General features: G+C 60.0%; 14 protein-coding genes. 7 read left to right on the top strand and 7 right to left on the bottom strand.

The features are described from left to right. Window positions 1-33 precede the first annotated feature (33 nt). Entirely contained in the window at window positions 34-2,109 is a 2,076-nt protein-coding gene (locus tag ACEN8Z_RS05445) for an AsmA family protein (RefSeq protein ID WP_495596995.1), read from the bottom strand. Window positions 2,110-2,497: 388 nt separating this feature from the next. On the opposite strand from ACEN8Z_RS05445, the gene ACEN8Z_RS05440 reads away from it, so the two are divergent. The 7 genes from ACEN8Z_RS05440 (at window position 2,498) to ACEN8Z_RS05410 (ending at window position 7,895) form a co-directional block, all read left to right on the top strand. After that, the gene (locus tag ACEN8Z_RS05440; protein WP_495596994.1) at window positions 2,498-3,052 is read left to right on the top strand and encodes a WD40 repeat domain-containing protein; all 555 of its coding nucleotides are present in this window, start codon (window positions 2,498-2,500) and stop codon (window positions 3,050-3,052) included. 173 nt (window positions 3,053-3,225) lie between these two features. Beyond that, window positions 3,226-3,858: a TetR family transcriptional regulator gene (locus ACEN8Z_RS05435; protein WP_495596993.1), complete on the top strand. Its 633-nt coding sequence runs from the start codon at window positions 3,226-3,228 to the stop codon at window positions 3,856-3,858. Window positions 3,859-4,153: 295 nt separating this feature from the next. Further along, on the top strand, window positions 4,154-4,654 hold the full coding sequence (ureE, locus tag ACEN8Z_RS05430; RefSeq protein ID WP_495596992.1) for an urease accessory protein UreE: 501 nt from the start codon (window positions 4,154-4,156) through the stop codon (window positions 4,652-4,654). Continuing rightward, a complete protein-coding gene (locus ACEN8Z_RS05425; RefSeq protein WP_495596991.1) occupies window positions 4,651-5,325 on the top strand; it encodes an urease accessory protein UreF in 675 nt (224 codons plus the stop codon). The genes ureE and ACEN8Z_RS05425 overlap by 4 nt, the downstream gene beginning before the upstream one ends. Window positions 5,326-5,348: 23 nt before the next feature. Then, window positions 5,349-5,963 carry an urease accessory protein UreG gene (gene ureG, locus ACEN8Z_RS05420; protein ID WP_008001031.1) on the top strand — a complete coding sequence of 205 codons (615 nt, stop codon included), beginning with the start codon at window positions 5,349-5,351 and terminating at the stop codon, window positions 5,961-5,963. A 27-nt stretch (window positions 5,964-5,990) separates the two neighbouring features. Next, entirely contained in the window at window positions 5,991-6,560 is a 570-nt protein-coding gene (locus tag ACEN8Z_RS05415; protein WP_495596990.1) for a HupE/UreJ family protein, read from the top strand. A gap of 201 nt (window positions 6,561-6,761) precedes the next feature. After that, a complete protein-coding gene (locus tag ACEN8Z_RS05410) occupies window positions 6,762-7,895 on the top strand; it encodes an AGE family epimerase/isomerase (protein ID WP_495596989.1) in 1,134 nt (377 codons plus the stop codon). Window positions 7,896-7,997: 102 nt separating this feature from the next. Here ACEN8Z_RS05410 and ACEN8Z_RS05405 read toward each other — a convergent pair whose 3' ends face one another. The 6 genes from ACEN8Z_RS05405 to livM all read right to left on the bottom strand — a co-directional run bounded on the left by ACEN8Z_RS05405 (window position 7,998) and on the right by livM (window position 13,544). Further along, window positions 7,998-8,903, bottom strand: coding sequence for a cation diffusion facilitator family transporter (locus ACEN8Z_RS05405; protein WP_495596988.1), 906 nt, complete (start codon window positions 8,901-8,903; stop codon window positions 7,998-8,000). A 172-nt stretch (window positions 8,904-9,075) separates the two neighbouring features. Continuing rightward, window positions 9,076-9,837, bottom strand: coding sequence for an SDR family oxidoreductase (locus tag ACEN8Z_RS05400; RefSeq protein WP_104451541.1), 762 nt, complete (start codon window positions 9,835-9,837; stop codon window positions 9,076-9,078). Window positions 9,838-10,134: 297 nt separating this feature from the next. After that, entirely contained in the window at window positions 10,135-10,350 is a 216-nt protein-coding gene (locus ACEN8Z_RS05395) for a hypothetical protein (RefSeq protein ID WP_495596987.1), read from the bottom strand. Window positions 10,351-10,678: 328 nt separating this feature from the next. Continuing rightward, window positions 10,679-11,395: an ABC transporter ATP-binding protein gene (locus tag ACEN8Z_RS05390; RefSeq protein ID WP_008016858.1), complete on the bottom strand. Its 717-nt coding sequence runs from the start codon at window positions 11,393-11,395 to the stop codon at window positions 10,679-10,681. Continuing rightward, the gene (locus ACEN8Z_RS05385) at window positions 11,392-12,267 is read right to left on the bottom strand and encodes an ABC transporter ATP-binding protein (protein ID WP_008001872.1); all 876 of its coding nucleotides are present in this window, start codon (window positions 12,265-12,267) and stop codon (window positions 11,392-11,394) included. Before ACEN8Z_RS05385 ends, ACEN8Z_RS05390 begins: the two co-directional genes overlap by 4 nt. Continuing rightward, window positions 12,264-13,544: a high-affinity branched-chain amino acid ABC transporter permease LivM gene (livM, locus tag ACEN8Z_RS05380; protein WP_495596986.1), complete on the bottom strand. Its 1,281-nt coding sequence runs from the start codon at window positions 13,542-13,544 to the stop codon at window positions 12,264-12,266. Before livM ends, ACEN8Z_RS05385 begins: the two co-directional genes overlap by 4 nt. Window positions 13,545-13,547 lie beyond the last annotated feature (3 nt).

Genomic DNA, 13,547 nt, shown 5'->3' with positions numbered 1-13,547 from the left:
CGATCCGACGATGGCGGTTTTGCAGGCACTCGATCATTTGCCCGGCTTGACGGTGACAGGCACCTTGCCCGCCTTCATTTGCTCCAGCAATGGCGCGCACTGGTTCGCCTCACCGCCGCTTGGCGCCACCAGTGCCAGCAACCCTGCCGCCGGGGCGGCGATCACGCCCAGCGCTACCATCCCGGCTCCGCGCAGCATCAACGGCACGGCCTTGACCCCGGCATCGGGCTTGATGAACTTGCCGCGCACATACAGTGGCGAGCGCAATGAAATCAGGCGCCAGCCCTTGGATTCCGGGGTGATGGTCAGGTCCAGCTGTTCAGTCGCCATGTTCGCGGTGCCGTCGATGTAGACGACGGCGTTCTCGGTGTCGAACACAAACAAGCGGGTACTCGCCAGGCCGGACTGGATACCGAAGTCGGCGGCCGCGCAGTTGATCTTCACTTCCTTGTCGCCAAAGATCTTGCCGACCACATAGTTGCCGACGTTCAGCCCCGCCAGCTCCATCAATTCGCGACTGATGGCGCCATCATTGATCAGCATTTTCAGATTGCCATTGGCACTGCCCAGCAGCTTGGCCACCGAGTTGCCGCGGCCGTTGATATCAGCATCGCCGTTGAGTTCGCCGAAACTGGTTTTCATCGGTTCAAAGCCAGGAAACAACTGCTTGAGCTTGAAGCCTCGCGCAGTGAGCCTGGCCTGGCCTTCCAGTGGATCGGTGTGGCCGTTCAGGCGAATTTGCGCATCCAGTTTGCCGCCGGCCACGCCGAAGCGCAGAGGCTCGAGGCTGAGCACGCCATCGGTGAGCACCAGATGGGTATAGAGGTCGTTGAATGGCAGTTTTTCACTGTGCATGATGCGTTTGCCGGTGAACTCGACATCGGCGTCCATGTCGCGCCAGCGATCGGTCTTGAACTCTTCGACCGGCAGCACTTTGTCCGCCGGTTGTTTACTGTCGCCGCCACGGGCCTTCTGTTTGGCATTGGAGTCGGCGCCGATCAACGGGGCCAGGTCAGCGAACAGCAATTGATTGGACAGCAGCGAGCCGCTGAGTTTTGGCCGTGGCTGGCTGGCCACGTAAGTCAGATTGCCATGGATGTCACTTTCGCCGATCTGGCCGTTGAACTCTTCATAGCGGAACACCGCGCCACCCGTCTCGTGCAGCTTGGCGATCAGGTGGCCGTCGGTGGCATAGGGCGGCGTGTCCGGCAGGGTCACGCCGGTCAGCGGGTAGAGGCTGCCCAGGCTGGTGCCGGCCAGTTTCAGGCGCAGGTCCAGGGCGCCGAGATTCAGCGGATCGGTCAGGGTGCCGGCCAGTTCGACGCTGGAATCGGCGATCTTCACCTGTGCCTGAAGCGGAAACGGCCGCGCCGCGTCCTGCAGCGCCAATAGCCCGCCAATCTTGCCCTGGCCCGCGAGTTTCTGGCCGTGGTACTCGCCGTTGACCTTGAGGGCGAACGCATAATCCTGGGGGGACGAGCCCTTTTCCTGCGCGGCTTTCGCCGCTTTGTCGCCGACGATATCGCTGAACGGAACCGGTTTGCCCAATGGATCGATCAGTACGTCGAGTTGAGTCTTCAGGTTCTGGTCGTCGAGGGTGACGCGGCCCTTGTCGAAGCCAATCGCGCCGATATCCACCACCCAGCTGGAAGGCTCGGCGTTCGGGTCTTTGGGGTCGAACTTGAACGTCCAGTTGGCGCGCCCGTCAGCCAGGCGTTGCAGCTGGGCATTCGGCTCGGTGAGATCGATACGCGGGATCACCACCCGCTGCGCCAGCAAGGCCAAGGGTGAAATACGCAATTCGACACGCTTGAGGGTGACCATCTGCGGTTGTTTTGACCAGTCCGGATTGCCCAGGCTGAGGTCCTCGGCCACCACGTGGGGCCACGGCACCCAGGCGCGCCATCCGCTTTCATCGGGCTCGGGCTGCCAGACCACCGACAGATTGCCGTTGATGGCAAAAGCGCGGTGCAGTTCTTCGGAAACTTTGGCGTTGAGTGGCGGTTTGATCCGGTTCCAGTCGAAGAACACGATGATCAGCACCAGCACCAGTAACAAGGTAAGGAAGGTGGAAAGGGTCCAGACAAACGTTTTTTGAGTGCGCGTCATTGCACAGGGCTCCTGATACGACTGAGCGCCCCGACTGCGACGCACAGGTGAAACGGCGAGCCGGAAGCGGCCCGTCATGAAATCTACGACTGATAAAAACCCGGCAGGTTTAACCGAAAGACCGATTTCGCCGAATTCGCCCAGTCCAATACTGACCGACCAGTCGATCAGCGTTACCGCCCCCGCACTTTTGCACGTCACGGATGGGTCGAAAATACCCACTTCAGTGCAAAACCGATCGCCGGAAATGCCCGTTCTAGAGCGCCTGCAGCAAACAATCAATTCCGTTGATTATTACCATTGCATTTATGAACTTTCATATCGACTTATCGAGAGTAGCATTGCTCTCGTACCCACTTATTCGCACTCCCAAGGAGCAAAAATAATCATGAAACGCCAATTACTGCTTAGCCTTACCCTCTCGATGCTGGCCAGCACTGCATTTGCCCTGCCTGCCGCTGACCAGGCTACACCACAAGTGAAAGACAGCCGCTCGGTGTTCAGCCAGACCGTCGCCGCTGATGGTTCCGAGCGTACTCCACAAGGCCAGACCCTCGCCGAAGGCGGTAACGATCGCCTGAAAGAAAAAGGCCTAATCACTCAGGATGGCTCGGACCGCACTCCACAAGGCCAAACCCTGGCTGCTGACGGTTCGGATCGCACCCCACAAGGCCAGACCCTCGCTGCTGACGGTACCGATCGCACCCCACAAGGCCAGACCCTCGCTGCTGACGGTACCGATCGCACCCCACAGGGCCAGACCCTCGCCGCTGACGGTACCGATCGCACCCCACAGGGCCAGACCCTCGCCGCTGACGGTACCGATCGCACCCCACAGGGCCAGACCCTCGCTGAAGGCGGTTCGGATCGCACTCCACAAGGCCAGACCCTCGCTGAAGGCGGTGGTGACCGTGTAATCGAACGCAACAGCGCCGTGAGCTAAGCCCCATGGCCGCCTTGAAAAAAAGCCCAATCCCCGGATTGGGCTTTTGACTTTTCAGCGGTCCGCTTGATAGATGCCGCACTTCCCCGCGTGATCCCCCATACAGTCGTTCGACGCCGGCAAAGCCGATTTGCTAGAGTGCGCCGCGTCCCTGTCCAGAAAACGCCCTTGCGATGCTGCCCCGCGCCGAACAGAAACAACAAACCCGTATCGCCCTGATGGACGCTGCCCGGCGCCTGATGGATGGCGGCCGAGGATTCGGCAGCCTGAGCCTGCGTGAAGTAGCGAAAACCGCCGGGATCGTACCGACCGGTTTCTACCGTCATTTTGCCGATATGGATGAACTGGGCCTGGTGCTGGTCAGCGAAGTCGGCCAGACATTCCGCGAAACCATTCGCCTGGTGCGGCACAACGAATTCGTGATGGGCGGCATTATCGATGCCTCGGTGAGGATCTTTCTCGACGTGGTCAGCGCCAACCGTTCGCAGTTCCTGTTTCTCGCCCGCGAGCAGTACGGTGGCTCGCTGCCGGTGCGCAAGGCCATCGGCCGTTTGCGTGAAGACATCAGTTCGGACCTGGCGGCGGATTTGTCACTGATGCCGAAACTGCAGCATCTGGATATCGCCGACCTGAGCGTCATGGCCGATCTGATCGTCAAAAGCGTGTTCGCCACCCTGCCGGACATCATCGACCCACCAGCCGAAGCCTTGCCTGAACACCTGACACCCCAGGCCAAGATCACCCAGCAACTGCGCTTCATCTTTATCGGTCTCAAGCATTGGCAAGGGCTTGGCAGTACTGAGTAATGCCATATCCTACAGACTGCCCCTGAACCTTGTAGGAGCGAGCCTGCTCGCGATGGCGTCGACACATTCAACATTCATGTAACAGGCAAACCGCTATCGCGAGCAGGCTCGCTCCTACAAAAATCAAATCCGCCTTAAATTGGTGCGCAGTAAAAAAACAACGCACCAACTTCAACCAAAAAACTTACTCCATCGATACCTATCCTACGTCTCCGTCAGGCATTTCCTACGCATCGAGTCGATTGGCAAGCCCCTTGCTCTAACCTGAGCATTGTCCATTGCTGGAAGCCTTCCGATGCTGGTGATTCATCGCAGAATCGACCCTCAACCCGTTTGGGCCGCCGAACTGCACCTGACGTTCGAAGCCCGCAGCAAAAGCCGTTTGCGCTGTTTCAGTGCCGATGGCGAAGACGTCGGGTTGTTTTTGGAGCGCGGCCAGCCGCCATTGCATGATGGTGAATGCCTGCAGGCCGAAGACGGGCGAGTCGTGCGTGTCTGCGCCCGCCCCGAACAATTGCTGCACGTCACCTGCGCCAATGCCTTCGAACTGACCCGCGCGGCCTATCACCTGGGCAACCGCCATGTCGCCCTGCAAGTCGGCGACGGCTGGTTGCGCCTGCTCGACGATTACGTGCTCAAGGCCATGCTCGAGCAGCTCGGTGCCATTGCCTCGAACATCGAAGCGCCGTTCCAGCCGGAACATGGCGCCTATGGCGGCGGCCATCATCATTCGCGCCACGGTGATGAAGACTTCAACTACGCGCCGAAACTGCATCAGTTCGGCGTACGCACATGAACCCGGCCTGGGCGCTGCTGCGCCTGGCCAGTCCGCAATTGCCGATTGGCGGCTACAGCTACTCCCAAGGGCTGGAGATGGCTGTGGATAACGGCCGGGTAAACGATCCCGCCAGCGCCCGACGCTGGATCAGCGATCAGATGCTGCTGAACCTGGCACGCTTCGAAGCACCCTTGCTGCTCGCCCATTGCGTGGCCGCCAGTGAGGACAACTGGAGCGAATTGCTGCAACGCTGCGAGGAACACCGCGCCAGTCGCGAAACCCGCGAGCTGCACCAGGAGAGCCGACAGATGGGCTACTCGTTGCAGCAATTGCTCAATGGCTTGCCGGAACTCGACATCCCCGCCCGCGCCTTCCTCGAGCAACGCAGCGAGCCACATCTGGCCCTGGGTTGGGCCTTGGCCGCCCGCGCCTGGCAGATCAGCCCACAGGACGCCCTGGCCGCGTGGCTCTGGAGCTGGCTGGAAAACCAATTGGCAGTGCTGATGAAAACCCTGCCCCTGGGCCAGCAGGCCGCCCAGCGCCTGACCAGCGAATTGTTGCCGCTGTTGCAGCAGGCCCAGCAGAACGCCAGCCACATCCATCCCGATCATTACGGCAGCGCCGCTTTCGGCCTGTCCCTGGCGTGTATGGCCCACGAGCGCCAATACAGCCGTCTGTTCCGTTCCTAGGGCCTGTTATTTTGGAGAATCACATGAACACACAACCCCTGCGCGTCGGCATCGGCGGCCCGGTCGGCTCTGGCAAAACCGCCCTGACCCTGGCCCTGTGCCTGGCCCTGCGCGAGCGCTACAACCTGGCCGTGGTGACCAACGACATCTATACCCGCGAAGACGCCGACTTTCTGGTGCGCAACGAAGCCCTGGCGCCGGAACGCATCATTGGCGTGGAAACCGGCGGCTGCCCGCACACGGCGATCCGCGAAGACGCTTCGATCAACCTTGAAGCCGTGGATCAACTCAATCGACGTTTTCCGGGGCTGGACCTGATTCTCGTGGAGTCCGGTGGCGACAACCTCTCCGCGACCTTCAGCCCGGAACTGTCCGACCTGACGATCTACGTGATCGACGTCTCGGCCGGCGACAAGCTGCCACGCAAGGGTGGGCCGGGGATCTGCAAATCCGACCTGCTGGTAATCAACAAGATCGACCTGGCGCCGCTGGTCGGTGCCTCGCTGGAGATGATGAACAGCGACACCCAGCGCATGCGCAACGGCAAGCCATTTGTCTTCAGCAACCAGAAAACCGGCCAGGGTCTGGAAGAGATCATCGCCTTCATCGAACGCCAGGGCTTGCTGACCGCGGCCTGATCACAACTTGAACAAGGAAGCTTATCCATGACACTCAAACGCATTCTCGGCGCCCTGGCCCTGCTGCTGACGCCAGCCCTCGCCTTCGCCCATCCGGGGCATGGCGACAATGGCTTGATCGCCGGTATCAGCCATCCGCTTGGCGGCCTCGACCACTTGCTGGCGATGCTCGCGGTCGGCCTGTGGGCCGCGCAACAACAAGGTGCCGCACGCTGGGCACTGCCTTGCACCTTCGTTGGCACCCTGTTGATCGGCGGGATGCTGGGCTTTGAAGGAATGAACCTGCCTGCACTGGAAAGCGGGATTGCCGCTTCCGTATTGGCTTTGGGGCTGGCGGTTGCTCTGGCAGTGCGTCCACCGCTGGTGATGGCGGTGGGTGCAACGGCGTTGTTTGCGCTGTTTCATGGTGTCGCACATGGGCTGGAACTGCCGGACATGTCGAGTCCATGGACCTATGCCGCAGGCTTTGTCGCAGCGACGGCGGTGTTGCACGCGGCGGGTTATGCGCTGGTGCGGACCTTGCCGCAGGCGGCACCGCTGGTTCGACTGGCGGGCGCAGCTTCGGCGGCGACCGGGGTGTGGTTGCTGGCGGGTTGATTCTCTAGCGCCTGAACCGGCCTCTTCGCGGGCAAGCCCGCTCCCACAGGTTTTTGTGGTGTGGTTACGATCGCATGTACACCGCGAGTCCATGTGGGAGCGGGCTTGCCCGCGATGGCGGCCTGACAGACACCGCATCGCTCCGGCCGGCCTCTCTGCTAACATGTCGCGCAATCGCCCCTGCCGTGACGACGCCAGCCAATGCCGCCTGTTTCCCGCTCCGCCTCTCAGCCTGAATTGACCGCCCTGTTCGCCTCGGTGCAACAGCACTTCCTGAACGTCATCGTGCCGCTCTGGCAAGGCCCGGGCTGGAACGCCGACATGGCGTTGCCCTATGAGGCGCTGGATGCCGAACACCAACCGCTGCCACCGCAACGTTACCGGGCCATGGCCTGCGCGCGGCAGTTGTATCTGTTTGCCAGCCTGATCGGTCAGGTGCCGGGCGCCGAAGAGCGTGCCGCCGCGTTGTTCCGCTCATTGCAGCGCCACTTCCACGATGCCGAGCACGGTGGCTGGTTCTACAGCGTCGATGCACAAGGGGCGCCGCTGGATCAGCGCAAGGACCTCTACACCCACGCCTTCATTCTGTTCGCCTGCGCCCATTACTGGGACAAGGTCCGCGAGCCGCTGGTGGAGTCGGTACTCAATGCCTCGCTGGAAGTGCTCGCCCAGCGTTTCGCCACGGGCGACGGCCTGTACGAAGCCACCCTCGAGCGCGACTGGGCATCGCTGGACAGCGGCCCTTTGCAAAACCCGCTGATGCACCTGGCCGAAGCATTTCTCGCCACATTGTCGGTGCGTGAAGACCTCGATGTGCAGCACGCGCTCATCGAGTTATGCACAGCCATGCACGTGCGTTTTATCGACCCGCAGCACGGCGTGTTGATGGAAAAGCCGCTGGGGTCTGTGGATAACTGGTTTGAACCGGGGCATCAGTTCGAGTGGTATTACTTGCTCGAGTCATCCGCTCTGCTGCGTAACTCGAAACTGCATGGTTCGCTGCAACGTGCTTTTGCCTTCACCGAGCAATTGGGCGTCGATCAACAGACTGGCGCGGTGCGGGCCATGCTCGACCTCGAACCGGACGGCGGCGTCCGGGACGCCACGCAGCGTATCTGGGCCCAGGCCGAGTACCTGCGCGCCTTGACGCTGCGCCCGGACAGCGAAGCGGATGTACTGCGCCAGTTGCAGGCATTGCAGCAGCGCTCACTGCATGCTGGCGGCTGGTTTGAGTGCCGTGATGAGCACGGTGAAGTCAGCCGCCGCGACATGCCGTCGACCACGCCTTATCACCTGGCGACCTGTTATCGCGGGTTGGCGGAATATCTCGGCTGACTGTTTGGCTGCTATCGCGAGCAGGCTCGCTCCCACAGTTGATCGCATTTCCATGTGGGAGCGAGCCTACTCGCGATTGACCTCAGAGAGGTCACCTACCTGTCACTCAGTCCACTTGCGATCCCCGGTAAAGCTGATGGTCAGCCATCGCGCTGCATCCGGCTTACCGAGCTTCGCGGAAATTTCCTCCCGCAAACTGTCCAGTTGCCCTACTCCGTCGAGCCAGTAATCCTTCGGCAATACGATGTGAATCTCAATGAAACACGCCCGACCGTGCTTCTGCACGTAGGAAATGTAGTCGTCGAAACCATGCTCGACCTTGGCCTCGTCCATCACCTGGCGAACCTTGTCGTCCAGTTGATCCGGGACAATCCCCAACACATCGCGCAATGCCGGTCCGAGGATTTTGAACGCCGGAGGAAGCATGCCCAAGGCCAGCAGAATCAGGATCATCGGGTCGACATACACCGCCCACTTGTCGTAACCCTGGGTCTTGAGCAGCAGCGCAATCAGGAAACTCACCAGCAGTCCCGCCGACAGCATCGCGTCCACCAGCCAACTGATGTTGTCGAACTGGATCAGCGATGATTTGAGTGTGCGATTGCGATGGCGGACGTAGAAAAAATAAATCAGTTCAACAACGGTAAACACCGCTGCGTAGAGGATCACCAGACCAAGCTCGACCTCGCGGCCTCCACTGATGATGCCGAACACGCCGTTGAGAAAGGCATAAACGGCAACCAGGAATATGAAACTGCCTTCGATCACCAGCACCATGGGCTCCAGGTGCCAGGAGCCGAACTGGAAGCGCTGATTGCTTTCCTTGGCGATCAACCGGGCGGTGATCAGCATCAGGACCTTGATGAAGGCCGCGATTAACGAAAAGAAGCCGTCGAACAGGATGGATTGTGCGCCCGAAACAAAACCGGTGATGATCCCGGCGAATGTCACGGCGAGCATCAGGAAGGTCGATTGCTTGAGCAGCGACTGCTCGCCTCGATTACTCACTGGATCTCCTCTAATACCTCTAGACCGCCGGGTGCGGCGGGTTGCTTGAGGGAGGAGTCTAGCTGATGTCCTGTTGTGTCTATTCCGGCCTCATCGCGAGCAAGCTCGCTCCCACAGTTGATCGCATTTCCATGTGGGAGCGAGCTTGCTCGCGATTGACCGTTACACGGTCTTAAGACTTACGCTCGATAGAAAACCCGGCCCAGGTCTGGCTCACCGGCATCAGCTCCAGGCTGTTGATGTTGATGTGCGCAGGCGCATTGAGGACCCAGAAAATGGTCTCGGCAATGTCTTGCGGCTGGATCGGCTCGGCGCCTGCGTAAGTGGCGTTGTAACGCTCCTGGTCACCGGCAAAACGCACCAGCGAGAACTCGCTCTCGCACAGGCCCGGCTCGATGTTGCTGACGCGCACGCCCGTGCCTTGCAGGTCGCAACGCAGGTTCAGGGAGAATTGTTTGACGAATGCCTTGGTCGCGCCATACACGTGGCTGCCCGGGTAAGGATAGTTACCGGCGATAGACCCCAGGTTGACGATACCGGCGCCGCGACCATGGGCGATCAGGCGTGGCAACAGCAGGCGGGTGCTGTACATCAGGCCTTTGACGTTGGTATCGACCATGGTGTCCCAATCGTCCAGGTCGCACTTGGGTGCCGGATCGACACCCAGGGCCAGGCCGGCGTTGTTGATCAACCCGCGCAGTTTTGCGAAGGATGGCGGCAGATTGGCAATCGCCTCTTCCATGGCCTTGCGATCACGCACATCGAGCACCAGGCCATGGACTTCGGTCTGCTTCGACAGCTCGGCGCACAGCGCATTGAGGCGCTCTTCACGACGGCCTGTCAGCACCAGTTTCCAGCCTGCGTCGGCAAAACGACGGGCACAGGCTTCACCAAAACCGGAGGTCGCGCCGGTAATAAACAGGGTGTTGGACATCGTGTTCTCCTTGCTTCGGCTGATCGCCAGCCATTGGAATAGAAAATCAGCAGGCAGCATGCCCGGCCTTGATCACAGCGGCAACCACCGTTCAAACTGTTCAAAAAACACTCAATCCCGGCAAGCCCTTGACCATCGTGGCCTGCAGCCATGTGCGCGCACGTTATCCACAGGCCGGTCCACAGTCTTTGGGGGCAAGTGAAAAAGCTGCAAGCCGCTATCCACAAGGCTTTGCGCGGGGATTCAAAACTTTTTTGCTTGACCCTCAACCACCTGCTGTGTAGCCCTTGGCCATTTTCATGACTGACGGGTCAAACCAGCGATGGCGCCAAGCCAGTAACTACGGCCTTCAGCCGGGTCTTTCCAGAGTTTAATCACAGACTTATCCACAGGCTTGTCCACGCTGAATCCACCCAGCTTCATCACGAACAAAAAGGTTGACAAAGCAGCCTGAGAGTTGCGCAAAAACACCTGATCAAAAAACAACCACACCTCTGCAAGCCACGTTTTCAAAGGCCTTCAGCCAGCTACTCCCACGTTATTCACAGCCGGCTCCACAGCAAACGGGGACAAGTCAAAACCGTGACAAAACAACTATTTGCAGCGGCTTTATGTCGCGCTTCGGGAGCTTGGGAATATTGTTTTCCACAATTTCCTGCGATCCCTGTAGGAGCGAGCTTGCTCGCGATGGTCGTGAACGATAACGCGGGAAGCCAGACACCCTGCAGCGTTCTCGGGTTTATCGCGAGCAAGCTCGCTCCTACAGGGGAATTGGTGGTGTTTGGGTGATGTAAAAAGCCCCGGCGATTGCGCGCCGGGGCTTGTGTGTAACCACTGAAACTCAGTGCCCGCCGAGATAGGCGTTACGCACATCCTCGTTGACCAACAACTCCTTGCCGGTACCGGTCATGCGGATTTCGCCGTTGACCATCACGTACGCCCGGTCCGACAAACGCAGGGCGTGGTTGGCGTTCTGTTCCACCAGGAAGATAGTCATGCCGGTCTTGGCCAGTTCCCGCAACGTGGCGAAGATCTGCTTCACCACAATCGGTGCCAGGCCCAGGCTTGGCTCATCCAGCAGTAACAACTTGGGCCGGCTCATCAGGGCCCGGGCGATAGCGAGCATCTGCTGCTCGCCACCGGACATGGTCATCGCCCGCTGGGTACGCCGCTCTTCGAGCCGCGGGAACAGCTCGAACATGCGTTGCATGTCCTCCTTAGCGTACTTGTCACCGATAGGGATGGTGCCCATCAGCAGGTTTTCTTCGACTGTCATGTCCGGGAACACCCGCCGCCCTTCCGGCGATTGCGCGATGCCGTTGGAGGCGATGTAGTGGGACGACTTGTGGGTAATGTCCACGCCCTGATAAAGGATCTGCCCGTCCGCCGCCCTTGGCTGGCCGAAAATCGACATCAGCAGGGTCGACTTGCCGGCACCGTTGGAGCCGATCAGGCTGACGGTTTCTCCTTCCTTGATGTGCAGCGAGACTTTCTTCAGGGCCTGGATCGGCCCGTAAAACACATCCAGTTCCTTGAGTTCGAGGATGGGTTGGCTCATAGCACCACTTCCTCTTCATCGGCGCCCAGGTAGGCCGCAATCACTTTCGGATCGTTACGAATCGCATCGGGCCCGCCCTCGGCGATGACGATGCCGTGGTCCAGCACCACGATGTGGTCGGAGATACTCATAACCATGCCCATGTCGTGTTCGATCAGCACCACGGTCAGATCGTGCTCGTCGCGCAGCAGCCGGATCATCGCGCTCAGCGCTTCGGTTTCCTGAGGGTTGAGACCTGCAGCCGGTTCGTCGAGGCAGATGATCTGCGGACGGGTGCACATGGCCCTGGCGATTTCCAGGCGGCGTTGCTGGCCGTAGGACAGCTCACCGGCCAGACGGTTGGCGCAATCCACCAGGTCCACCACTTCCAGCCAGTAGAACGCGTGGTCCAGCGCATCGCTTTCGGCCTTGCGGTAGCCTTTGGTGTTGAGGATGCCGGCCAGCATGCTGCGGTTGACCCACATGTGTTGGGCCACCAGCAGGTTTTCCAGCACCGACATTTCCTTGAACAGGCGAATGTTCTGGAAGGTCCGCGCCAGCCCGGCACGGTTCACCAGGTGGGTGCCGCCGAACGCCTTGTAGAACAGCCGACTGGCGAAGGATTTAGGCGAGACGAAATCGGTTGGCTTGAACGATTCGCCCAGCAACTTGATGACGTTGGTCTGCTGACCACGCACATTGAGTTCGATCTTGCCGCCGGAGGCCTTGTAGAACCCGGTCAGGCAGTTGAACACCGTGGTCTTGCCGGCGCCGTTAGGGCCGATCAGGGCGAAGATCGAATTGCGGTGGACTTTCAGGCTGACATCGTTCAACGCCTTGATGCCGCCGAAGTGCATCATCAGCTTTTCGACACTGAGTACGACTTCGCTCATGGCGCTACTCCTTTACGCGGGGTCACACCGGTACGGCTGATCCGAATCAGGCCGCGCGGTCGCCAGATCATCATCAACACCATCAGGATGCCGAACAGCAGCACGCGGTATTCGGCGAAGCCACGCAGCAGTTCCGGAGCCACGGTCAGCACGAAGGCTGCAATTACGACACCTATGGTCGAGCCCATGCCGCCGAGTACCACGATGGCAAGGATCAGCGCCGACTCGAAGAAAGTGAACGAGGTCGGGTTGACGAAGCCCTGGTAAGTGGCGAAGAACACCCCGGCCAGCCCGGCAGTCGACGCACCAATGGTGAATGCCGAGAGCTTGACCAGCACGTGGTTCAGCCCCATTGAACGACAGGCGATTTCGTCTTCGCGCAGGGCTTCCCAGGCCCGGCCGACCGGCATGCGGGTCAGGCGGTGCTTAATGTGCAGCACGGCCAGGACCACCATGAACAACACGGCGTAGATGAAGTAGTACTTCACGTCAGGGTTGTAGGCGATGCCGAAGAACTCATGGAACGGCACCCCGCCCTCTTTCGCCCTTTTTCCGAACTCGATGCCGAAGAAGGTTGGCAACGGCGCTGCCATTCCATTCGGGCCGCCGGTCAGGGTCAGCCAGTTATTGAGGATCAACCGAATGATTTCACCGAAGCCCAGGGTCACGATCGCCAGGTAGTCACCGTGCAGGCGCAGCACCGGGAAACCGAGGATGCAACCGGCCAGACCGGCCGTGATCGCCGCCAGTGGCAACACCGTCCAGAAACCCAGCCCCAGGTACTGATAACCGAGCGCCAGACCGTAGGCGCCGATGGCGTAGAACGCCACGTAACCCAGGTCGAGCAGGCCGGCCAGGCCTACCACAATGTTCAAACCCAGTCCCAGCAATACGTAGATCAGCCCGAGGATGACCACGCCCAGCAGGTAGGCGTTGGAGAAAAACGGGAACACCACGGCGATGACAATCATCAGCGGGATGATCCAGCGCAACCGGGATTTGTAATCAGGCGCCAGTACATGAACCCCGGAGCCGGTACTTTCAAAGCCTTCGAGAATTTTCAGGCCCTTTGGGGTTTGCAGGAACAGGCTCAAGGCAAAACGACCGGCCATGACGATAGCGACAATCCAGGCCACCCGGGTCGCTTCCAGGTTGAAGCCATAGCCATCGAGGACGATGCCGACAATCGGGCCGAACACAATCAGGGCCACGAGGCCGGCAAGAACCGCGTCAACCAGGCTTTTTTTGAGATCGATTTTATGAGTGGTTGAAGACATCGC

Source organism: Pseudomonas sp. Pseusp10, assembly GCF_059492225.1.
This window is presented reverse-complemented; position numbering and strand designations above follow the sequence as displayed.

Bases quoted from the DNA above. Each gene is read 5' to 3' on its own strand.
- ACEN8Z_RS05425 (WP_495596991.1), top strand. From the start codon at position 4,651: ATGAACCCGGCCTGGGCGCTGCTGCGCCTGGCCAGTCCGCAATTGCCG.
- ACEN8Z_RS05440 (WP_495596994.1), top strand. From the start codon at position 2,498: ATGAAACGCCAATTACTGCTTAGCCTTACCCTCTCGATGCTGGCCAGC.
- ureG (WP_008001031.1), top strand. From the start codon at position 5,349: ATGAACACACAACCCCTGCGCGTCGGCATCGGCGGCCCGGTCGGCTCT.
- ACEN8Z_RS05400 (WP_104451541.1), bottom strand. From the start codon at position 9,837: ATGTCCAACACCCTGTTTATTACCGGCGCGACCTCCGGTTTTGGTGAA.
- ACEN8Z_RS05435 (WP_495596993.1), top strand. From the start codon at position 3,226: ATGCTGCCCCGCGCCGAACAGAAACAACAAACCCGTATCGCCCTGATG.
- ACEN8Z_RS05415 (WP_495596990.1), top strand. From the start codon at position 5,991: ATGACACTCAAACGCATTCTCGGCGCCCTGGCCCTGCTGCTGACGCCA.
- ACEN8Z_RS05445 (WP_495596995.1), bottom strand. From the start codon at position 2,109: ATGACGCGCACTCAAAAAACGTTTGTCTGGACCCTTTCCACCTTCCTT.
- livM (WP_495596986.1), bottom strand. From the start codon at position 13,544: ATGTCTTCAACCACTCATAAAATCGATCTCAAAAAAAGCCTGGTTGAC.
- ureE (WP_495596992.1), top strand. From the start codon at position 4,154: ATGCTGGTGATTCATCGCAGAATCGACCCTCAACCCGTTTGGGCCGCC.
- ACEN8Z_RS05390 (WP_008016858.1), bottom strand. From the start codon at position 11,395: ATGAGCCAACCCATCCTCGAACTCAAGGAACTGGATGTGTTTTACGGG.
- ACEN8Z_RS05385 (WP_008001872.1), bottom strand. From the start codon at position 12,267: ATGAGCGAAGTCGTACTCAGTGTCGAAAAGCTGATGATGCACTTCGGC.
- ACEN8Z_RS05410 (WP_495596989.1), top strand. From the start codon at position 6,762: ATGCCGCCTGTTTCCCGCTCCGCCTCTCAGCCTGAATTGACCGCCCTG.